A 20,377-nucleotide genomic window follows, 5' to 3' on the forward strand; every position below is an offset into this window, starting at 1 on the left:
TTTGGGAAATACGGAGCGTCCAGTGAAAACCCGCAGCCCGCACACCCATCGTGAGCTTGAACTTCTGGATGTTCTCCGTCGTCTGGGCGGGACAGCCCGAAACTCGGAACTGGCCAAAACACTAGGGGTCTCTGAGGAAACCGTGCGGCGCACGATCAAGTCGCTCTCAGCCTCGGGCGCGGTCGAACGTGTGCATGGCGGCGCTTATCTCGCCGGCACCCAAGGCGACCCCAGTTTTTTTCGCCGTATAGCGCAACACTCTGAAGAAAAGCGGTTGATCGCGGGGCATGTGGCGAGCCTGATACGGGACGGGATGACCGTCTTTCTGGATGTCGGCTCGACCACCGCTTATGTGGCCGAAGAGCTGCGGCAGTCGGGAAACCTGACCGTCGTGACCAACTCGATCGGGGTGGGGCAGACCCTGGCCGGAACCAATGGCAATCGTGTGCATTTGCTTGGGGGCGAACTGCAAAGCGATGAGCGCGGCGCATTCGGTCACGTCACGCATCGGCAGGTACAGCGTTATGCGTTTGACATCGCAGTGCTCAGCATCGATGCGATTTCGGCACGTCGAGGTTTCTTGTACCACAGTTCAGTTGAGGCAGACCTTGCGACTGTTGTCGCCAGCAACACCGACCGACTGTTTGTGGCTGCGGCGCATTTTAAATTTGGTGAAACCGCGCCTTATGTCGGACCCGAGCCGCGTATGATCGATCTACTGGTCACGGACCAAGCACCTACCGGGGATGTTGCCAAGGCATTGAAGCAATGGGGTATTCGGATCGAGATTGCAGAAACCAATCACCGGCAAGCTGGCTAGTCGTTGCGCTTAAGCGTAGCCACAATCATTCAATCAGAGATCACGATGAGTGGATTGGAAAAATGGCAGCCCGTAGGGGAATCGAACCCCTCTTTCCAGGTTGAAAACCTGGCGTCCTAACCGATAGACGAACGGGCCACTTGGTCCAGACAAGCAAAGTGGCAGCCCGTAGGGGAATCGAACCCCTCTTTCCAGGTTGAAAACCTGGCGTCCTAACCGATAGACGAACGGGCCACGCTGGCTTGTGGAGGGCCTTTTACGGTTTACCTTCCCCCCCCGCAAGACGAAAAACGCAAGCCTGCGAAACTTTTTTGACCGTTTTCGAGGTGCGTTGAAGCAGGTGTCAGACGGCCTCTGCAGCGTCTTCCAGCCGCAGCTGTACGCTCTGTCGGCCACCCCAGGTATTCACCTCAAGCCGACCCGCAAAATGGAACCGAGCGCCGCCGTGATTGGACAGGCGATCTCCCAACGGACCCTCGAATGCGCCAAAGGCGATAGCGTCCAGTCCACCGGACATGCCATCGGACAGGGACAGTTTCAGATGTGTCTCACCTACGCGCTTGGCAAAGCGCACTTGCAAGTCGGGCAGGGCATATCGAGGGGCAGGGGCCGCAGCCCCGAATGGTCCTGCTTTTTCAATCTGTTCGATCAGATCAACTGTCGCGGCCCCCGGCATCAGCGCCCCGTCCAGTTTCAAGTCGGCTGGGCCACCTTGGCCCGCGCCCTGCTTGGCGAGAAGTTCCGACAGCCGCTCCATGGCAGGCTCCAGCTGATCGCGCATCACTGTCAGACCCGCCGCCATCTTGTGGCCGCCGCCCTTGACCAGCAGTCCCTCAGACGCCAGACGCTGGATCGACACGCCGAGGTCGACGCCCGAGACCGACCGGCCAGAGCCCTTGCCCTCATCCCCGTCAAATCCGATGACGATGGCGGGGCGTTTTGCGGTCTCTTTCAGTCGCGATGCGACGATGCCAACGACGCCGGGATGCCAACCGTCGCCCGCAGCCCAAACCAACGGCGCATCCAGTCCGCGTTCTTCGGCCTGCGCCATGGCTGCTGCGCGCACCGCGTTCTCAATTTCGCGCCGTTCCGTGTTCAGAGCATCCAGCCGCTCGGACAGGGCTTCGGCCTCGGAAACCGAGTCTGTGCTTAGCAAACGTGCGCCCAGATCGGCCTGCCCGATGCGCCCACCCGCATTTACACGCGGCCCCAGCAGAAACCCCAGGTGATAGCTGTTGGGCGCGGTATCCATGCGCGCCACGTCCGATAGCGCGACCAGCCCCGGTCTTTGCCTTTGGGCCATAACTTTCAACCCCTGCCGGACCAATGCTCTGTTGGCCTCGATCAGCGGCGCAACATCCGCCACCGTGGCCAGTGCAACCAGATCCAGCATCGCCATCAGATCCGGCCCTTTAGCACCCGCCTCGCGCAATTGGCGCCCTGCTTCGACCAGCATCAGGAACACCACGGCAGCGGCGCAGAAATATCCCAGATCGCCGCTTTCATCCTGCCGGTTCGGGTTCACCACGGCCACGCAATCCGGCAGTGTTTCTCCACCCAAGTGGTGGTCCAGAACGATCACATCCGCGCCCTTCGCTGCCGCGATAGGTTCGTGGCTGAGCGTTCCGCAATCCACGCAGATGATCAGATCATGGCTGGCCGCTAGTTCCTGCATGGCAGGCACGTTCGGGCCATAACCTTCGTCGATCCGATCGGGCACATAGAGAGTTGCAGCAATCCCCATCTGACGCAACCAAACCAGCAACAGCGCTGCCGAGCTGCCCCCGTCCACATCATAATCTGCGAAGACCGCGATCTTCTGGCGCTTGCGCACGGCGTCCAGAAATCGGGTCGCAGCGTGTTCCATGTCTTTCATCGAACGCGGATCGGGTAGCAATTCCTTCAGCTTGGGCTCCAGAAATCCAGGGGCCTCCATGGCCGGCACTCCGCGCCGGGCCAGAACCTGACATAGGGCACGCGGCAGATCGGTCTGTTGCGCCATCATCTCAGCCGACCGCTCGACCTCGATCGCCGGTCCAACCCAACGCCGCCCTGTCAACGATTGCTCAACACCCAGAAACGCCACGTCTCACCTCATGCACCAAGGCCGGACCCTATCGGACCCGGCCTTTTATCTTTTTACCAATACGCTCGACGAAGGCAGTGGCGCAAGTCGCTAAGCGTCGTTATGCGACCACATCGGTGTGCGGTAGGACATACGGCGCACCGAGCCCGTCTTGGACCGCATCAGCAGTGTTGTTGTCTCAACCCAGCCCGGCTCGCGCTTGATGCGCGGCAGCAGCGAGCCGCCGGTCACGCCGGTGGCGGCAAAGATCACATCGGCTGTCACCATCTCGTCGCGCGCATACACGCGGTCCAGATCGGTGATGCCTGCCTTGGCGGCGCGGCCACGCTCGTCATCGTTTCGGAACAACAGGCGGCCAAAGATCTGACCGCCCATGCATTTCAGCGCCGCAGCGGCCAGCACACCCTCAGGCGCGCCACCTTGACCCATATACATATCGATGCCGGTCGCTTCGCTCTCGGCACAGTGCATGACACCAGCCACGTCACCATCGGTGATCAGACGGATCGATGCTCCGGTCTCGCGCACTTCGGTGATCATCGCCTCATGGCGTGGACGTTCCAGAATGCAAACAGTGATATCGGCGGGTTCACACCCCTTGGCCTTGGCCAGAGCTTCGACCCGCTCCCGCGGGGTCATGTCCAGATTGACCACGTTCTCAGGATAGCCGGGGCCAACCGCCAGCTTGTCCATATACACATCCGGTGCATGCAACATCGAGCCGCGCGGGCCCATGGCGATGACGGTCAGCGCGTTGGGCATGTCCTTGGCGGTCAGGGTGGTGCCTTCCAGAGGGTCCAGCGCGATATCCACGCCCGGGCCGTTGCCCGTGCCGACCTCTTCGCCAATGTAAAGCATCGGCGCTTCGTCGCGTTCACCTTCGCCGATGACGACAACGCCCGCGATATCCAGCAGGTTCAACTGCTCGCGCATGGCGTTCACCGCAGCCTGATCGGCGGCTTTTTCATCACCCCGTCCAACCAGCGAGGCCGAGGCCAGCGCGGCCTGTTCCGCGACCCTTGCCAGCCCCAAAGACAGCAGGCGGTCGTTAAAATCGATCTTGGCAGCACTCATATTTTGGTATCCTCAGGTCAATAAAGCCGTAATGTCCGGCATAGCTTGCGTTTCATGCAGGCCGCAAGCTCAAACCTCTTCAATCCGCAGAGCAACAGGCTCGCCCGCGATGACATCGGTATCGCGCAAGCCTTCAAGCGCGACGTCCAGTGTTGCGCGGGTGGTCTTGTGCGTGACGATCAGTACGGGCGCGGTGCTTTCGGCATGACCATACTGGCGCATCCGGTCGATTGAGACACCGGCATCCCCCAAAATGGCGGCCACTTTGGCCAACGCACCGGGTTTATCCAGCAGGCCCAGCCGCAGATAGTAGGGCGCGGGCAGCCCTGTGACGGCAGGCTTTGCCTCTTCCAGCGACGTGGCAGGCCGTCCGAATGTCGGGATATGCAGCCCGCGCGCCAGATCACAGACATCGCCCATCACGGCGCTGGCCGTTGGTCCTTCGCCTGCGCCAGGGCCACGTAGAATAATCTGTTCGACCGCATCACCATCCAGCACAACCATATTGGTGCCGCCTTCCAGTTGACCCAGCGGTGAGTCACTGGGAACTAGACAGGGCTGCATCCGTTGCTCCAGCCCCCGCGCGGTGCGTTGCGCTACGCCCAGCAGCTTGATCCGATAGCCCATGTCATCAGCCTGATCGATATCATCCAGGCTGATCTGCTGTATGCCTTCAATCTCGATTCCGTCGAAATTTGGCTTGGTGCCGAATGCAATCGATGACAGCAGCGCCAGTTTGTGCGCCGCGTCGATGCCGCCCACATCCAGATTTGGATCTGCTTCGAGATAGCCCAGCTGCGCACATTCCTCGAACAGCGCGTTATAGCCCAGTTGCTGCGACTGCATCCGCGTCAGGATGTAATTGCAGGTGCCGTTCATCACACCCATGACGCGCGTGATATCGTTCCCTGCCAATCCTTCGGTCAGAGATTTGATGACCGGGATGCCTCCTGCCACTGCGGCTTCAAACCGGATCACACGACCTGCAGCCTCGGCCTTCTCAGCAAGCTCCTGCCCGTGGATCGCCAGCAGCGCCTTGTTGGCTGTAACCACATCCTTGCCGCTGGCCAGCGCAGCCTCGACCGAGGCCTTGGCCGGGCCGTTTTCGCCGCCCATCAGTTCCACAAACACATCGATATCGTCGCGCTTGGCCAAAGCAACGGGATCGGTCTCCCATGCGTAGTCCGACAGGTTCACGCCACGATCCTTGCTGGCGTCACGGGCCGACACGGCGGTGATCTCAATGGGACGTCCGGTGCGCGCCTGTAGCAGGTCCGCATGGCGACGCACAATCTTGACTACGCCCACACCGACGGTTCCCAAACCCGCAATTCCAAGCCGCAGCGCCTGTGTCATTCCCTTGGGTCCTTTCGCTCGAAATTCCGCCGCTGGCGGGCCATCCTTTGCGCGCTGCCTTAGCGGGTTCAGGGCAGGGGTGCAATCCGTCAGAGCGTCTTGCGTGCTAGTTTATCTGGGCGTTTTGAAGGGCCTCGGCCCGTTTCGCCAGTGCCTCGCTGCGGGCAGTCAGGTCCTCTTCGACCTCGGCCGCCTCGTTGACCGGATCAACGGGCGCGCCCAATGTGGCATCCAAAGGAAGCAGCTTGGGGTAGGGGGACCTACGCAACGCTTCGGTTTCGCTGCCTTCCAGCTCGGGGATATCGGCACAGCCTGCGGCGGTGAGCAGCAGGAATATCAGTGGCAGAGGCTTCATGACGATCCAATGGGTTGCGGCATAGTCCCCGTGATGCACCTTTTGTCAGCGCTGTTCAAGCGGGCTTCTATCTGAACAAATGTTCAGATACTGTATTGCCATGGCGCGCACGCAAGGTTCACATTCTGACATCACCGGTCCCCGCATTCGCAAGGCAGCGTTGGGCCTGTTTGCCCGTCATGGTTATGCTGCCGTGTCCATGCGGCAGATCGCGGGTGAGGTTGGCGTGCAGGCCGGCGCGCTCTACAACTACACGCCAGACAAGCAAAGCCTGCTTTATCGCCTGATGCGAGAGCATATGCAGGACCTGCTGTCTGCCTATGACGATCTCACCCGGTTCGACGATCCACAGGATGCGCTGCGCCAGTTCGTAGGCTTCCACATCCGTTTCCATCTGGAGCGCCCGGATGAGGTTTTCATCGCCTATATGGAACTTCGCAACCTGACGCCTGGTAACTTCTCCGAGATCGAATCTTTGCGTCGCCAGTACGAGGATTCACTCGAGAGCATCTTGCAGCGTGGACATCAGACCGGGCAGTTTGCCGTCAGCGATACCAAGATCGCCACCTTGGCGGTCATTGCCATGTTGAACGGTGTGATCACCTGGTATCGCAGCGGCGGGCGGTTGTCTCTGGATGAGGTCGAACAGGTCTATTGGGACATGGTGCGCAAGGCCGTGTCCGCCTGACCCTAGTGGGCCGGGCGGATGAAGGTGCCGTTGCGCAGCTCTCGAAACGCCTGCTGCAACTCAGCCTGAGTGTTCATGACAATCGGACCGTGCCACGCCACGGGTTCGTTGATCGGAGCCCCCGAGATCAGCAGAAACCGCACGCCATTGGGACCGGCCTGAACTGTCACCTCATCGCCTGAGCCGAAGCGGATGAGTGTTCTGTCCCCGGACATATCGCGGATATTGACCTCTTGCCCCGCGATCTCCTTTTCCAGCAATACACCAGTCGGTTGCGACGCATCGGCAAAAGCGGCCTCACCTTCGAACACATAGGCGAAGGCACGGCGATACGTGTCGATGCGAAAGGTCTTCCTCACACCTGCCGGTATGCTGACGTCCAGATATTGCGGATCGGCTGCGATCCCGTCGACCGGGCCGGTGCGCCCCCAGAACTCGCCCACGATCACGCGCACAATGGTGCCATCATCGTCAGTGATTTCGGGAATATCGCGGCTTTGAACATCCTGATAGCGCGGCGCGGTCATCTTCTGATCCGATGGCAGATTGCCCCACAACTGGAACCCGTGCATCTGACCGCTGGCCGCGCCTTTCGGCATCTCCTGATGCAGAATGCCCGATCCGGCGGTCATCCATTGCACGTCACCCGCCCCCAGCGTTCCGCTGTTGCCCAGCGAGTCACTGTGATCGACGGTTCCTGACAAAACATAGGTGATCGTCTCGATCCCGCGATGTGGATGCCACGGGAAACCGGCCATGTAGTCCCGAGGGTGTTCGTTCCGGAAATCGTCAAACAGCAGAAACGGGTCCAGCTCCGACGGATCCTGAAATCCAAACGCCCGGTGCAGTTTAACGCCTGCGCCTTCCATCGTCGGCACGGCCTTGCGGGTTTCCACAGTAGGTCTGAGTGACATCGAAGCCTCCATCATAACTGGACGCAATCTAAGCCGGGGGCCTGTGCAATCAATTCGCGCAGATACACGCGCTCTGTGCAGGGGTGCTCAGACCCAAGACGGAGCACTGTCCTTTGCCCTTCAAAGCGGCTAAAGCAGGCAAGAACGCAGGAGAGACACATGCAAGAAGACGTGCTGGCCACGGTCGCGGCCTCGGCCCCGCGCCGCTGGATGGGGGTAGGGATGCTGACCACGGTAGGAGCGCTGGTGATCTATGTCGCACTGGCCACGCCGCCTCAACTGGGCTGGCAGGTATTCCTGCTTTTGGTCGGATCAGCTTCATTCTGGCTGTCTCGCCGCATGTGGGTTGCAACCGCAGATACAATCGAACTGACCCGATCATCACTGCGAACGGGATCAGGGCAGGTGATATGCAATCTGAATGAGATCGAAGCGGTCGACCGTGGCGTCTTTGCCTTCAAACCATCGAACGGTTTTCTGATCAAAACCCGCAACTCGGGGGCAAACGCCTGGGCCCCCGGTCTCTGGTGGCGCCTGGGCCGCCGCGTCGGCATCGGCGGCATGACAGCCGCCGCCGAAACCAAGTTCATGTCAGAGATGCTGACAGCGATGCTAGTAGAGCAGGGTTAACCCGCTCTGCTCATGCTCCGCTACCCTCTTGCGCGTCATCAATGTCGTTACCGACATCTTCAAGGTCAATAATCAGGGTTCTGAAGTCGGCCGAGATTTCATTTGTGAAACGCGGACGAGTGAATATGAAATTATCGAAAGAAATATCTTTCACCAGGATTTCGTTAAAGATTGGCACATATTCATTCGAGGTCTCGACCAGGATCAAAGTGTCTCGGTTTGGCATCGGAGGTAGCGCTGCGCGTATGTCTTCGACATTGTCGTCCGTCCATATCCAACTGTAACCGCGCGCAGTCGACCACTGTACGTAGTGGCGATCATCGTCCTCATCAAAGACCAGCAGGGAAACACGCATAGACATTGGTGATCCATTGTTCACCATGCGTATCATCAATTCGTAAAGCGAGTTAATATAAGTATCGTTGATGGTCTCGGTTTCGCGCGAGATGAGGTCGCCGATCGTGTAGGCGGCCTTCAAGTTGGATGCGCTTTGGCGAAATCCCTCAAACCAAGTGTAAGTGGCCGTGGCAGTCCAGAGCAGCATTGGGAAAATCAGGACAGCATCAACTGTCATTGTCCCCACTTCATTCCGCTTGAAAAGCCTAAAGCTCTTTAGGAGTTTCTTTATCTGTTTCATGACTTAGATCGGCTCCTGAACAAATGCGGTGGTGGCCGTCAGAGAGTATTGCCCCGTCCCATCCGGTATCTTTTTGCCAATCGCAGAGGTTGGAAAAACCGGATCAATCCGCGCACAGGCTCGTAAGATCATCAACTCGTTCGATTGGCCATTGACGAAGTTTCTTACTGGCCTGATCTCTTCGGAATTGTCCGTGCAATCCGGTTGCGCGTCGAGGACGATGCCCTCAAATGCGCTTTGCTGGATCATCTCAAGGCGCAGATTCACCGAGCAGTTTTTGATGAAATGGGCGCGATCACAGATAACATCCTTGATGTCATCATGCTCTCTTATGGTTCCCGTTCCCAGTCGAATGTCACGAACGGTCAAGTCGACCGCTCTTTCAAGCATAGATTGATGCATCGTGACAAGTGCCAGTTCCACAGCCGACAAGATGAAGAACATGAAAGCGGGAAATATCAATACGAACTCGATCGTCGCCGTACCATTTTCCGAACGGCGAAAGCGCCGTGCAAGAGAAGCCAATTTACCCATCATTGTGTCAGTCTCAGTTTGCGGATTGACGAGGCGATCGATGCGAACGCGTCTTCGAGGTCCAACCCTTTTACATTGTACACGTGGCTATCCGAGCTCGCGCAATCCTGCAGCAATTTGTAACCACTGCGCGGAGCTTCGAATGCGATGCCATAAACGACGATTCCTTGGTCCTTGGCAGAGTTACAGATGTGTTTTGTGCGCTGGTTTTTTGCAGAGGTTTCCACCTTCGAGAAAGCCTTGCTGTACCACTCGGCCCACGCGCTGGATTGCCAGTAGTAGTTATACCGGGCGTTCCAAGCCAGCGAAACGCGATTGAAGAGTTCTGGGTAGGTTAGACGCACTGCCTCGCCGGGCTCTTCATTGGCCGCGGTCTCAGGGTCGGGTGTGCCATAGGGGTGATCCGCCCATTCGTTGCGCTGAGGCCAAAAGAAGTTTGGTTTACCCTGAGAATGATAGATGGTGTAGTCGCCTTCGACGGTGTTACTCCGGCCCCAGTTGGTAAGGTTCCCAGAATCCGGATTGTACCAGACATCCGAATATCCTTGGCGAAGCGAGGGGTTCAACATGTATTGATCGGTGTTCTTGCCATCAGTCATGACAATAGCGATTTTCAACACATCCGAGTTATAGTTTGTCGGGCGTTCGCGGAAGTTCGTCGGAACAATATTTAAGGGCGCAAATTGAGGATCTGGATCGGTTTGTGTCGCTAGTATTCCTACAATGTCGCGCATGCTGGGATCCAGTAAGGCGACACCCCATTTCATGCCAATATCGATAGATGTATTTCCGTTCGGGCTCAATTGGCTGATATGCTTCAACAATTTAGCCCGATTATTGGTGACGGGAGTAATGGCACTACCCGCGCGAACCGGACAGACCGGTATACTGATCCCGTTCTCGGAATAAGTGAACGGATCGAAATGTGCTGTACGTTCGAGCGTGTCACCACGGTGTAAATCTGCATCGCTGTACTGTTCAGGAATGAAGTTCACGCAATGGGAGTAGTTATGCTCATTGGTGACGTTCGTGAACTTGTTCAACAGCTCTTCGCCAGCATTCACCTGGGTTGCGTAGGGGATGATTGAAATCGAAATTTCGTTCTGCCCTGGCTTATCCAGCATTAGGTTCACAAAGTCAGACGCAGCGTCTCTTAGGACCGCCATTTTCGAAAAACTGGGGTCAGCAGACCGTTCGCTCATCGATCCGGAAATATCCAAGATAAGGGAAATCTCGACTGCGCCGATAGATTCTTCCGCGGTGCTTGCAGCCGGCGCAATCATGGATTCAATGCCAGAAAGGCGCATGAAGTTTGTCCGCACAACTGTTTCTGCAGTCGCCGACACCGTGCGCGAGCCAAAGCTCTCTGTAACATCGATAGATTTGAGCCTGTCGCCAAGACCTGCCTTGTCGAGATAAGCTTCTACCACATCTCGCGGTGCTGCGGTTTGGTCGAGGTCCGCGGCCGCGAGAACAGCGCGGTCAAGCGTCGATTGCAGCGTTGCGCGGTCTCGCTCATAGTTCATCATGTCCACGCCAATACCTGTAGCAGCGAGCATCGCGAGGAAAACAAACACTACAAAAAGGGTAAACGCGCCCTCCTCATTTTTGGCGAATTGCCGGAGGGTCGTAAATTTGTTCTTTGGCTTGGCAGAGCCAAAACTAGTTAGATTCTTCTTCATATTGGTGACTCCGCTGAGCAGGCCGATAAAGCCCCCAAGGAAAAAATTACTGTACAACTTTAGTGTTCAAACGTGGCGGGAATTGGGCGAAAAGGGCTTGCTTTTGGCCGGTTTGCGGGCATTTCGAAGATAATCCGGCGGTTGCGCGTGGCTCTGTTGTCGCCCTGTGGACAATTTGGTTCAGAGACGGCTTGAGAGCGACTCAGATCGTTCTGATTTGCGCAGACTTAATGAATTGTTCAAAAGTAGACTTAATGAATTGATCAAAAAATGTGCAGATGGCGATTGCGGCTTAGCGCCAGTGATGCGACAAAACGTCATGACGTTTGCCAGTTACCGGTACGGAGGATTATATGACCGGCATCAAAGAACCCAGCTTTCGTGAGAGTGTTGACCTGATGTTCAATAGGGCCGCGTCCCTGATGGATTTGCCGCCGGGTTTGGAAGAAAAGATACGGGTCTGTAACGCCACCTATACCGTGCGGTTTGGTGTTCGCCTTCGCGGTAAGATCCAGACCTTCACCGGATACCGCTCGGTCCATTCGGAGCACATGGAGCCGGTAAAAGGCGGAATCCGTTATGCGCTGGCTGTGAACCAGGATGAGGTTGAGGCGCTTGCCGCGCTGATGACTTATAAATGTGCGTTGGTTGAAACACCGTTTGGCGGCTCGAAAGGCGGATTGTGCATTGATCCGCGTCAGTATGAAGAACACGAGCTGGAGCAGATCACCCGCCGTTTCGCCTATGAACTGGCCAAGCGTGACCTGATCAACCCGTCTCAGAACGTGCCTGCCCCGGATATGGGAACGGGTGAGCGTGAGATGGCCTGGATGGCTGACCAGTATGCGCGGATGAACACTACAGATATCAACGCGCGGGCCTGTGTGACCGGCAAACCGTTGAATGCGGGCGGCATCTCGGGGCGGGTCGAAGCGACCGGTCGTGGCGTTCAGTATGCGTTGCGTGAATTCTTCCGTCATCCCGAAGACGCCAAGAAAGCCGGGTTGTCCGGGAAACTGGATGGCAAGCGCGTGATCGTGCAGGGTCTGGGGAACGTGGGTTATCACGCGGCCAAGTTCCTGAGCGAAGAGGACGGTGCGCGGATTATCGGCATCATCGAGTGGGATGGGGCACTGTTCAATCCCGATGGCATCGATGTCGAAGCGGTGCGCCAGTGGATCGTCAAGCATGGAGGCGTCAAGGACTATCCGGACGCAACACATACCGCAGAAGGTGCGGCTGTTCTGGAAGAGGATTGCGATATCCTTATTCCGGCGGCTCTGGAGGGCGTGATCAACCTGACGAATGCCGAGCGCATCAAGGCTCCGCTGATCATCGAGGCCGCGAATGGCCCCGTGACGGCAGGTGCGGACGAGATCCTGCGCAAAAAAGGCACCGTCATTATTCCTGACATGTACGCAAACGCCGGGGGTGTTACTGTATCCTATTTCGAATGGGTCAAGAACCTCAGCCATATCCGGTTCGGACGCATGCAGCGCCGTCAGGAAGAAGCGCGGCATGAGCTTATTGTCAGCGAATTGGAACGGCTGGATCGCTATCTGGGTGATGCATGGTCGATGTCGCCGGACTTCAAAGCCAAGTACCTCAAGGGTGCGGATGAGCTGGAGCTGGTTCGTTCGGGCCTCGATGACACGATGCGGATTGCCTATCAGTCGATGAGTGAGGTTTGGCACAGCCGCGCGGATGTCGAAGATCTGCGGACGGCCGCATATATCGTTGCGATCGACCGCGTTTCGAAGAGCTATCGCGCCAAAGGGCTCTGAGCCCAGCGTTCTTAAGAAATATGCCGGACCAGCTTTGTTGGTCCGGTTATTGTTGCCGGATGACATCCACGACAATTGAATAACGACCCCGATGCCTTTGATGGTTTCATTTAGGGTGCCTTCGCTGGTGCCGAGTGTGATGGCGCGCTGACGTTGGAAGACGTCAATGGGCGTAAGATCAGCCAGCTAAGATATGATACGGCTGCAGATTGCAGCCGCTGCATTTCGGCTTCGGCATTGAAGAGGCCCCCGATATCGCATTTCGCCCAGGTTTCGTCGCCCACAGACAAGTCCATGTCGAAAACGGGGGCGGCGCGCTCTGGAGGCGTTGATACTGCTGGTCAGAGTTGGTTTGATGCCGACCAGAACCGCAGGGAGGTCTGAATGCGTTTTTCCGGCTTGAGAGTTCTCAAGGAAGGGTTGACCGGCAACAAGGGTTGGACGCCGCATTGGCGCGACCCTGAGCCGAAGGCCGAATATGACATCGTTATCATAGGCGGCGGCGGTCATGGTCTTAGCACGGCTTATTACCTGGCCAAAGAGCACGGCTTAACCAATGTAGCTGTACTGGAAAAAGGTTATATCGGCGGTGGCAATGTGGGGCGAAACACGACGATCGTCCGGGCGAACTATTTCCTGCAGGGTAATTCCGAGTTCTATTCGCATTCCCTGAAGCTGTGGGAGCGTCTGGAGGAAGACCTGAACTACAACGTCATGCATTCTCAGCGTGGGATCATCAATCTGTTCCACTCGGATGGGCAGCGCGATGCAGCGGCGCGACGTGGGAACATGATGATCAGTCAGGGCGACGACGCGATCCTGTTGAGCCGCGACGAGTTGCGCGAAATGGTGCCCTATCTGAATTTCGACGATCTGCGCTTTCCTCTTTATGGGGCGCTCTATCACCCGCGCGGGGGAACGGCGCGCCATGATGCGGTCGCGTGGGGGTATGCGCGCGGCGCGGATCAGCGTGGTGTTGACCTGATTCAGAACTGCGAAGTGACCGGGGTTGATATCGAAAACGGTACTGTGCGCGGCGTGCAGACCACCCGCGGGCCGATCCGCGCGAAGAAAGTGGCGATGGTCGCAGCAGGCCGGTCGGGACAGGTGGCGGCGATGGCCGGGATGCGGCTACCGATAGAGAGTCATGTTTTGCAGGCCTTTGTGACCGAAGGGCTCAAGCCCTGCATTGATCATGTCGTGACCTTTGGCATGGGGCATTTCTATATCAGCCAGTCCGATAAGGGCGGGCTGGTCTTTGGCGGTGATCTGGATTTCTACGCCTCTTACGCGGCGCGGGGTAATTTGCCGACCGTTGAAAGTGTGATGGAGGCCGGGGTTGCCCTGATGCCGATGATTGGTAAGGCGCGCGTGCTGCGGTCCTGGGGCGGTATCATGGATATGTCGCCCGACGGCTCTCCGATCATTGATCGGACGGATATCGACGGGCTCTATCTGAACTGCGGCTGGAACTACGGCGGGTTCAAGGCGGTTCCGGGCTCGGGCAATGTATTTGCGCATCTGATCGCGACGGATCGGTATCATGAGAACGCCACCGGTTTCCAGCTCGATCGCTTCCGCACCGGGCGCGGGATCATTGATGAAGAGGGCAAGGGCTCTCAACACAATCTGCATTGAGGGTGGCGATGTCGGATTTGAGTATTTCTGAAAAGATGAAGCAGGGGGCGTGGTCATGAGGATCGCATGTCCGTATTGCGGTGAGCGGGATCGTCGCGAGTTCTATTACCGCGGCGCTGCTGTCGATCTGGGACGTCCGGTCCCGGATGCCGGTGAGGCCGCTTGGGATGATTTCGTTTATTTGCGAGACAATCCGGCGGGTCCAACCCGAGAGCTTTGGTATCACGAAGGTGGCTGCGGCGCGTGGATCGTCGTCACCCGCGATACGACCACCCATGAGATGTTGGGAGCGCAATTGGCGTCCGAGGTGAATACATGAGGATCGCGGGCAAGGGGCTGATTGATCGTACGCAAACGGTGCCGTTTGTTTTTGATGGCGTCGGTTATGAGGGGTTTCAGGGCGACACGCTGGCCTCGGCCTTGTTGGCCAATGGCGTCCGCCTCATGGGGCGGTCGTTCAAGTACCACCGCCCGCGCGGTGTTCTGACGGCGGGGAGCGAGGAACCCAACGCCTTGATGACAGTCGGACAGGGCGCAGCGCAAGAGCCCAATGTGCGCGCCACCATGCAGGAGATCTATCCCGGGCTCGACGCGCGCAGCCAGAACCGCTGGCCCAGCCTTGGTTTCGATATCATGGCGGTCAACGATTTGGCGGCTCCGTTTCTGGGGGCGGGGTTTTATTACAAGACCTTCATGTGGCCGAAGAGCTTTTGGGAAAAGCTCTATGAGCCCGTGATCCGCCGCGCGGCGGGGCTTGGTGCTTTGTCTGGTGAGGATAATGTCGACAAGTACGAAAGCGCCTATGCCTTCTGTGATCTGCTTGTCATTGGTGCGGGGCCTGCCGGATTGATGGCCGCGCTGACGGCCGCACGCGCCGGGGCGGATGTCATCTTAGCAGATGAGAATGCGCGGATGGGCGGACGGCTGCTAGCTGAGACCTATGAAGTCGATGACAAGCCGGGTCATGACTGGGCGGGTGAGGTTCTGGCCGAGCTGAGCAGCATGGATAATGTGCGCCTAATGACCCGCACCACTGTTGCGGGGGCATACGATCAGGGCACCTTTGCGGCGTTGGAGAAAGTGCTGCACCACACAGATCGCCGCTCGAACGGCGCTCCGCTAGAGACCTATTGGCGGATCGTGGCAAAACGCTCGGTTCTGGCCGCAGGCGCGTTGGAGCGTCCGGTGGCGTTTCGCGATAATGACCGCCCAGGTATCATGACTGCCGGAGCGGTGCGGGCCTATCTGAACCGCTGGGGTGTCAGCCCGGGAAAGAACGTGACGATCTTTGGCAATACCGACGACATTCATCGTACAGCGCGCGACTTGCTACAGGCCGGTGTCCATGTGGCCGCCGTGATCGACAGCCGCCACGATGCGCCCTTGTCGGATGACTATGAGGTGCTGCGTGGCGCGCAGGTCTGTGGCAGTTCAGGCCGCAAAGGTCTGGAATCGATCACCGTCCGACGAGCTAGTGGCGAAGATCGCATCCATACGGATTGTCTGGCGATGACCGGAGGATGGAACCCCTCGGTACATCTGACCTGCCACATGAATAGTCGTCCGATATGGAAGCGCGAGATTGAAGGCTTTGTGCCAACACCGGGGGCGGTGCCGGGCATGGTGACCGCGGGGGCGTGCAATGGCTCGTTCTCGACTGCGGCCTGCCTGCGCGAAGGCGTTGAGGCGGCTGAAAGCCTACTTGGTGATCTGGGTTTCAAAGTGCCCAAGACCGCTTTGCCGCAGGCCGAGGATACGCCTTACGAGATCGCTCAGCTCTGGGCCGTGCCCGGTAAGGGGCGTGCGTGGCTGGATTTCCAGAACGATGTGACAGTGAAAGACGTCAAACAAGCGGCGACTGAAAACTTCCGGTCGGTTGAGCATATGAAGCGTTACACCACGCAAGGCATGGCGACGGATCAGGGCAAGAACTCGAACGTGGCGGCGCTGGCCATTTTGGCCGATGCAACCGGACGCGGGATACCCGAGACCGGGACCACGACGTTCCGCCCGCCCTATTCTCCGATTGCCATCGCTGCGCTGGGCGCAGGGGCCGAAGGTGCAGGGTTCAAACCGCAGCGCTTTACAACCTCGCACAAGGCGACCGTGGCGCGGAAGGCTCCTCTGATCGAGGCTGGGCTTTGGTATCGGCCCAGCTATTTCCCGAAAGATGGAGAAACCAATTGGCGGCAATCCTGCGACCGTGAGGTCAATATGGTGCGTCAGGCAGTTGGGGTGTGCGATGTGTCGACCCTCGGCAAGATCGACATACAGGGGCTGGATGCGGGTGCGTTTCTGGATTTCGTCTATACGAATATGTTCTCGACCCTGAAAGTTGGTCGTGTGCGTTATGGTCTGATGCTGCGCGAAGACGGGTTTGTCATGGATGACGGCACCACGGCGCGGCTGGGCGAGACGCATTACCTGATGACCACGACCACCGCAGCGGCGGGCGAGGTGATGAAACATCTGGAGTTCGTACATCAGGGCCTGCGGCCCGATCTGGATGTGTCGTTCACTTCCGTTACCGAGCAATGGGCGCAGTTCGCGGTGGCCGGACCGAATTCGCGCGAGTTGTTGAACGGGCTACTGGATGAACCTCTCGATGATGAAAACTGGCCATTCATGGCTTGCGGCCCGGTCTCGGTTCTGGGCGTTCAAGGGCGTTTGTTCCGGATCTCGTTCTCGGGCGAGCATGCCTATGAGATCGCCGTGCCTGCACGCTATGGAGCGAGCCTATTCGACATTCTGACGGAACGGGCCGAGGCGCTGGACGGCGGTCTATACGGGATGGAGGCTCTGAACGTTCTTCGGATCGAAAAGGGCTTTATCACGCATGCCGAGATCCACGGGCGAACGACTGCCTATGACATCGGCATGGGCCGGATGGTGTCGCAGAAGAAAGACTGTATCGGCAAAACCATGTCTGAACGTGCCGGTCTGGAAGAGCCAGGTCGCGAGCGGTTGGTCGGTTTGAAGCCGATCGGTGAAAGCAGGGAACTGCTGGCCGGAGCGCATCTTTACAACGAAGAGGCTGAGCCGGTGCGTGCAAACGACCAAGGATATCTGACCTCGGTCTGTTACTCTCCTACGCTGGAGACGATGTTGGGCTTGGGCTTTCTTGCGGACGGGCCCGAGAGGTATGGGGAAATCGTAAAAATGGTCGATCATCTGCGCGGTGTTACGACTCTGTGCGAAGTGGTGAACCCGGTCTTCTTTGACCCTGAAGGAGGACGCGTCCGTGGATAAGCTGATCGCCAAAACGCCTTGCGACGGGATGCTGCCTCTGACTGTTGGCTCGGTCACGCTCAGCGAAGAAGAAGCGGGGGCGATCCATTCGATCTCGCCTTTCATGGGAAAGAAAAAGGCGCTGTCGGAAGCTCTGAAAGCAGCACATGGGATGACCTACCCATCGGTCAACCGCGCGACGGGTAAAGCGGGTGCGCGGGCGATCTGGTTTGGCCCGGCGCATGCGATGCTGATGGGGCCTGTACCTGACGCGACCTTGACCAAGAATGCAGCTATCGTGGACCAATCAGATGCCTGGGTTGTGGTCCGATTAGAGGGCGCTGACGTCGAAGACGTACTGGCGCGCGTGGTGCCAGTCGATCTGCGCGGCACACAATTCAAGCGTGGGCACACTGCGAGGACCTTGCTGTTTCATATGACCGCATCGATCACGCGCGTTGGTGAGAATGCGTTTCAGATCATGGTCTTCCGATCCATGGCCGAGACACTGGTTCACGATTTGAAAAGGGCGATGGAAGGCGTCGCCGCGCGCGGGTAGTCTATTTGGAACTCAACTGATTCCGGAGACGCGCGATGTTTCGCCCCTTGCTCGCCATTTTGCTTCTGTCGACCCCTGCGTTTGCACAGGAAACAAAGGAGGAAAGCTGCGGCCATCAGGCCGATGTGGTCCGTGCGATTCAGCAGGCCCGGCTGGATCGTGTCAAGGAAGCCGACGTTGCGGGTACAATCGCATCCAGCAATCCGACGTGGCCGTCTAATTTCAATGCTGCGATTCCCCAACTGACCTCGTGGGTTTACGAACAAAAGAGGCGGGATCTACGCAAAAAAGACTTCGGTGAAATTCTTTACCAGCAATGTGTGGATAACTGGGATCAGATTCAGGCCCTAAAAAACAATCTCAATAACTGATATGTCCCTGCCCCCTGGATTTCTGGATGAACTACGCACACGCCTCAGCCTGTCGCAGGTTGTCGGGCGCAAGGTCATGTGGGATCAGCGCAAGTCCAATCAGGGTAAGGGCGACATGTGGGCACCGTGCCCGTTTCATCATGAAAAGACTGCCTCGTTCCACGTCGATGATCAGAAGGGATTCTATTACTGTTTCGGCTGCCACGCCAAAGGGGATGCGATCAGTTTCGTGAAAGAGACTGAGAATGTCTCGTTCATCGAAGCGGTCGAGATTCTGGCGCGCGAGGCCGGGATGCCGATGCCGGCGCGCGATCCTAAAGCCCAGGAGAAACAAGATCGGCGCTCGCAACTGGCCGAGGTGATGGAGCAGGCGGTGCAGTTCTTCCGCCTACAGCTCAAGACCGGGGCTGGGACTGCAGCGCGCGACTACCTGACCCGTCGGGGACTGGACGCACAGGCTTTGGATCGGTGGGAGATCGGGTTTGCCCCTGACGCTTGGCAGGCGTTGTGGGATCATCTGACCGGCAAGAACGTGGCCGAGGACTTGATCCTAGGGGCCGGTCTGGCCAAGCCGTCGAACAAGGGCAAGAAACCCTATGACACCTTCCGCAACCGGATCATGTATCCGATCCGCGACCCGCGCGGACGCTGCATCGCCTTTGGCGGTCGGGCCATGGACCCGAATGACAACGCCAAATATTTGAATTCGCCCGAGACCGATTTGTTCGACAAAGGGCGCAGCCTCTACAACCACGGCCCCGCGCGGCAGGCGGCGGGGAAGGGGCAGTCTCTGATTGTGGCCGAGGGCTACATGGACGTGATCGCTCTAGCCGAGGCCGGATTCGGCGCGTCAGTCGCGCCCTTGGGGACGGCGATCACCGAACATCAGCTGCAATTGCTCTGGCGCATCTCCGATGAGCCGATCATCGCGCTAGATGGCGACACGGCGGGGCTGCGTGCAGCGATGCGGGCGGTTGATCTGGCCTTGCCGCTGCTGGAGGCCGGCAAATCCTTGCGCTTTGCCCTGATGCCCGAAGGCAAGGACCCCGACGATCTGTTGCGCGCCGAAGGGGCGGGGGCGGTTCAGGCTGTGTTGGATGCGGCAATCCCGATGGTCAAACTGTTGTGGCAACGCGAGACCGACGGCAAGGTCTTCGACAGTCCTGAGCGTAAGGCGGCGCTGGATAAATCCCTGCGTGAGAAGATCAAGCTGATCCGCGACCCCTCGATCCGGTCGCATTACGGGCAGGAAATTAAGGACCTGCGCTGGCAATTGTTTCGCCCGCAGAGACAATCGCAAAATCGTGCGTGGCAACCGCGCGGAAAATGGCAGCCGCAGGCGCAACCTGCGACACCAGGCGCGCGCGCGTCGTTTCTGGCGTCGTCCGAGAACGCGGATATCCAGCTACGTGAAGCGGCCATTCTGGCAATTGCCATCCTAAATCCGCAGGTTGTCGTACAATTTGAGCATCAGCTTGAGGAAATGGATTGCCACGATCCCGATCACGCCGCCTTGCGCGAAGCGATCCTGCGCCATGCCATCGATGATCCTGACAACCTGAAAGACCACATCGTTCAAACTTTGGGGCCGGAACCCCTTGAAAACCTGCTGGCCCTTCGCCATGTCGCAGTGATCCCCTGTGTGTACAAACCGGGCGACGTTGAAAAGGCCGAGATGACGTTGGCCGAGGAACTCGCAAAGATCAAAGCGCTCCGGGGGTTGGATGCTGAGATTGCCGAAGCGGCGGAGGAACTGTCCGATCTGGCCGATGAGGCGCTGACATATCGGCTGGCGCAAGCCGCCGAAGAGCGCAACCGCACAAGCCGTAGCCAGAACGAAGACAGGGCCGTTTTCGACATCGCCGACAATGGTGCGCGAATCAACCGCGACGAGAAAGATGCGTTTGAGGCCATCATGTCGGGTATCAATTTCGAACGAAAACGCCGGTAAAGTGGTGTTTTCGTAAGGCACTGGAAAAGAAAAACGGGTAAACGGGTGGCCGAATCACTTCTACGCGCTA

Annotated in this window: 18 protein-coding genes and 2 tRNA genes; 10 read left to right on the plus strand and 10 right to left on the minus strand. The window is 58.1% G+C overall.

Features of this window, described 5'->3' with window-relative positions:
- Positions 1-22 precede the first annotated feature (22 nt).
- Positions 23-820, plus strand: a complete 798-nt coding sequence (locus ACR0AZ_RS02525) for a DeoR/GlpR family DNA-binding transcription regulator (protein WP_480469345.1) — start codon at positions 23-25, stop codon at positions 818-820.
- A gap of 63 nt (positions 821-883) precedes the next feature.
- Here the strand turns inward: ACR0AZ_RS02525 and ACR0AZ_RS02530 are convergent.
- The 6 genes from ACR0AZ_RS02530 to ACR0AZ_RS02555 all read right to left on the minus strand — a co-directional run bounded on the left by ACR0AZ_RS02530 (position 884) and on the right by ACR0AZ_RS02555 (position 5,691).
- Positions 884-958: transfer RNA gene (locus ACR0AZ_RS02530), tRNA-Glu, on the minus strand.
- Between the two features lie 21 nt (positions 959-979).
- Positions 980-1,054, minus strand: a tRNA-Glu gene (locus ACR0AZ_RS02535).
- 109 nt (positions 1,055-1,163) lie between these two features.
- On the minus strand, positions 1,164-2,906 hold the full coding sequence (recJ, locus tag ACR0AZ_RS02540) for a single-stranded-DNA-specific exonuclease RecJ (RefSeq protein WP_480666697.1): 1,743 nt from the start codon (positions 2,904-2,906) through the stop codon (positions 1,164-1,166).
- Positions 2,907-2,996: 90 nt separating this feature from the next.
- The gene (glpX, locus tag ACR0AZ_RS02545; protein ID WP_480666698.1) at positions 2,997-3,980 is read right to left on the minus strand and encodes a class II fructose-bisphosphatase; all 984 of its coding nucleotides are present in this window, start codon (positions 3,978-3,980) and stop codon (positions 2,997-2,999) included.
- Between the two features lie 69 nt (positions 3,981-4,049).
- Positions 4,050-5,336: a homoserine dehydrogenase gene (locus ACR0AZ_RS02550; protein WP_480666699.1), complete on the minus strand. Its 1,287-nt coding sequence runs from the start codon at positions 5,334-5,336 to the stop codon at positions 4,050-4,052.
- Between the two features lie 106 nt (positions 5,337-5,442).
- Complete coding sequence (locus tag ACR0AZ_RS02555; protein ID WP_480469349.1) at positions 5,443-5,691, minus strand: hypothetical protein; 249 nt, start codon at positions 5,689-5,691, stop codon at positions 5,443-5,445.
- 100 nt (positions 5,692-5,791) lie between these two features.
- Between ACR0AZ_RS02555 and ACR0AZ_RS02560 the strand changes: the two genes are divergently transcribed.
- The gene (locus ACR0AZ_RS02560; protein ID WP_480469350.1) at positions 5,792-6,379 is read left to right on the plus strand and encodes a TetR/AcrR family transcriptional regulator; all 588 of its coding nucleotides are present in this window, start codon (positions 5,792-5,794) and stop codon (positions 6,377-6,379) included.
- A 2-nt stretch (positions 6,380-6,381) separates the two neighbouring features.
- Here the strand turns inward: ACR0AZ_RS02560 and ACR0AZ_RS02565 are convergent, their stop codons facing one another.
- Positions 6,382-7,293 (minus strand): pirin family protein, encoded by a 912-nt coding sequence (locus tag ACR0AZ_RS02565; protein ID WP_480469351.1) that lies wholly within the window; start codon positions 7,291-7,293, stop codon positions 6,382-6,384.
- A 159-nt stretch (positions 7,294-7,452) separates the two neighbouring features.
- Between ACR0AZ_RS02565 and ACR0AZ_RS02570 the strand changes: the two genes are divergently transcribed.
- Complete coding sequence (locus ACR0AZ_RS02570) at positions 7,453-7,923, plus strand: hypothetical protein (protein WP_480666700.1); 471 nt, start codon at positions 7,453-7,455, stop codon at positions 7,921-7,923.
- Positions 7,924-7,933: 10 nt separating this feature from the next.
- On the opposite strand, the gene ACR0AZ_RS02575 is transcribed toward ACR0AZ_RS02570, so the two are convergent.
- From ACR0AZ_RS02575 to ACR0AZ_RS02585, 3 genes are read right to left on the minus strand one after another with little or no spacing between them, the layout of a single operon-like run.
- Positions 7,934-8,560 (minus strand): TadE/TadG family type IV pilus assembly protein, encoded by a 627-nt coding sequence (locus ACR0AZ_RS02575; protein WP_480469353.1) that lies wholly within the window; start codon positions 8,558-8,560, stop codon positions 7,934-7,936.
- A 3-nt stretch (positions 8,561-8,563) separates the two neighbouring features.
- Positions 8,564-9,094, minus strand: coding sequence for a TadE/TadG family type IV pilus assembly protein (locus ACR0AZ_RS02580; protein WP_480469354.1), 531 nt, complete (start codon positions 9,092-9,094; stop codon positions 8,564-8,566).
- Positions 9,094-10,833 carry a TadE/TadG family type IV pilus assembly protein gene (locus ACR0AZ_RS02585; RefSeq protein ID WP_480469355.1) on the minus strand — a complete coding sequence of 580 codons (1,740 nt, stop codon included), beginning with the start codon at positions 10,831-10,833 and terminating at the stop codon, positions 9,094-9,096. Before ACR0AZ_RS02585 ends, ACR0AZ_RS02580 begins: the two co-directional genes overlap by 1 nt.
- A 296-nt stretch (positions 10,834-11,129) precedes the next feature.
- On the opposite strand from ACR0AZ_RS02585, the gene ACR0AZ_RS02590 reads away from it, so the two are divergent.
- The 7 genes from ACR0AZ_RS02590 (at position 11,130) to dnaG (ending at position 20,307) form a co-directional block, all read left to right on the plus strand.
- Entirely contained in the window at positions 11,130-12,560 is a 1,431-nt protein-coding gene (locus ACR0AZ_RS02590; RefSeq protein WP_480469356.1) for a Glu/Leu/Phe/Val family dehydrogenase, read from the plus strand.
- Between the two features lie 384 nt (positions 12,561-12,944).
- On the plus strand, positions 12,945-14,198 hold the full coding sequence (locus ACR0AZ_RS02595; protein WP_480469357.1) for a sarcosine oxidase subunit beta family protein: 1,254 nt from the start codon (positions 12,945-12,947) through the stop codon (positions 14,196-14,198).
- A 55-nt stretch (positions 14,199-14,253) separates the two neighbouring features.
- Positions 14,254-14,517 (plus strand): sarcosine oxidase subunit delta, encoded by a 264-nt coding sequence (locus ACR0AZ_RS02600; RefSeq protein WP_480666701.1) that lies wholly within the window; start codon positions 14,254-14,256, stop codon positions 14,515-14,517.
- Entirely contained in the window at positions 14,514-17,447 is a 2,934-nt protein-coding gene (locus ACR0AZ_RS02605; RefSeq protein ID WP_480666702.1) for a sarcosine oxidase subunit alpha family protein, read from the plus strand. The genes ACR0AZ_RS02600 and ACR0AZ_RS02605 overlap by 4 nt, the downstream gene beginning before the upstream one ends.
- Positions 17,440-17,985, plus strand: coding sequence for a sarcosine oxidase subunit gamma (locus tag ACR0AZ_RS02610; protein ID WP_480666703.1), 546 nt, complete (start codon positions 17,440-17,442; stop codon positions 17,983-17,985). The genes ACR0AZ_RS02605 and ACR0AZ_RS02610 overlap by 8 nt, the downstream gene beginning before the upstream one ends.
- Before the next feature lie 35 nt (positions 17,986-18,020).
- Positions 18,021-18,356, plus strand: coding sequence for a hypothetical protein (locus tag ACR0AZ_RS02615; protein ID WP_480469361.1), 336 nt, complete (start codon positions 18,021-18,023; stop codon positions 18,354-18,356).
- Between the two features lies 1 nt (position 18,357).
- The gene (gene dnaG, locus ACR0AZ_RS02620) at positions 18,358-20,307 is read left to right on the plus strand and encodes a DNA primase (RefSeq protein WP_480469362.1); all 1,950 of its coding nucleotides are present in this window, start codon (positions 18,358-18,360) and stop codon (positions 20,305-20,307) included.
- Positions 20,308-20,377: the final 70 nt, after the last annotated feature.

It is taken from the genome of Ruegeria sp. BE3 (assembly GCF_056538865.1).

Bases quoted from the DNA above. Each gene is read 5' to 3' on its own strand.
- glpX (WP_480666698.1), bottom strand. From the start codon at position 3,980: ATGAGTGCTGCCAAGATCGATTTTAACGACCGCCTGCTGTCTTTGGGG.
- ACR0AZ_RS02550 (WP_480666699.1), bottom strand. From the start codon at position 5,336: ATGACACAGGCGCTGCGGCTTGGAATTGCGGGTTTGGGAACCGTCGGT.
- ACR0AZ_RS02555 (WP_480469349.1), bottom strand. From the start codon at position 5,691: ATGAAGCCTCTGCCACTGATATTCCTGCTGCTCACCGCCGCAGGCTGT.
- ACR0AZ_RS02560 (WP_480469350.1), top strand. From the start codon at position 5,792: ATGGCGCGCACGCAAGGTTCACATTCTGACATCACCGGTCCCCGCATT.
- ACR0AZ_RS02565 (WP_480469351.1), bottom strand. From the start codon at position 7,293: ATGTCACTCAGACCTACTGTGGAAACCCGCAAGGCCGTGCCGACGATG.
- ACR0AZ_RS02570 (WP_480666700.1), top strand. From the start codon at position 7,453: ATGCAAGAAGACGTGCTGGCCACGGTCGCGGCCTCGGCCCCGCGCCGC.
- ACR0AZ_RS02575 (WP_480469353.1), bottom strand. From the start codon at position 8,560: ATGAAACAGATAAAGAAACTCCTAAAGAGCTTTAGGCTTTTCAAGCGG.
- ACR0AZ_RS02580 (WP_480469354.1), bottom strand. From the start codon at position 9,094: ATGGGTAAATTGGCTTCTCTTGCACGGCGCTTTCGCCGTTCGGAAAAT.
- ACR0AZ_RS02590 (WP_480469356.1), top strand. From the start codon at position 11,130: ATGACCGGCATCAAAGAACCCAGCTTTCGTGAGAGTGTTGACCTGATG.
- ACR0AZ_RS02595 (WP_480469357.1), top strand. From the start codon at position 12,945: ATGCGTTTTTCCGGCTTGAGAGTTCTCAAGGAAGGGTTGACCGGCAAC.
- ACR0AZ_RS02600 (WP_480666701.1), top strand. From the start codon at position 14,254: ATGAGGATCGCATGTCCGTATTGCGGTGAGCGGGATCGTCGCGAGTTC.
- ACR0AZ_RS02605 (WP_480666702.1), top strand. From the start codon at position 14,514: ATGAGGATCGCGGGCAAGGGGCTGATTGATCGTACGCAAACGGTGCCG.
- ACR0AZ_RS02615 (WP_480469361.1), top strand. From the start codon at position 18,021: ATGTTTCGCCCCTTGCTCGCCATTTTGCTTCTGTCGACCCCTGCGTTT.
- dnaG (WP_480469362.1), top strand. From the start codon at position 18,358: ATGTCCCTGCCCCCTGGATTTCTGGATGAACTACGCACACGCCTCAGC.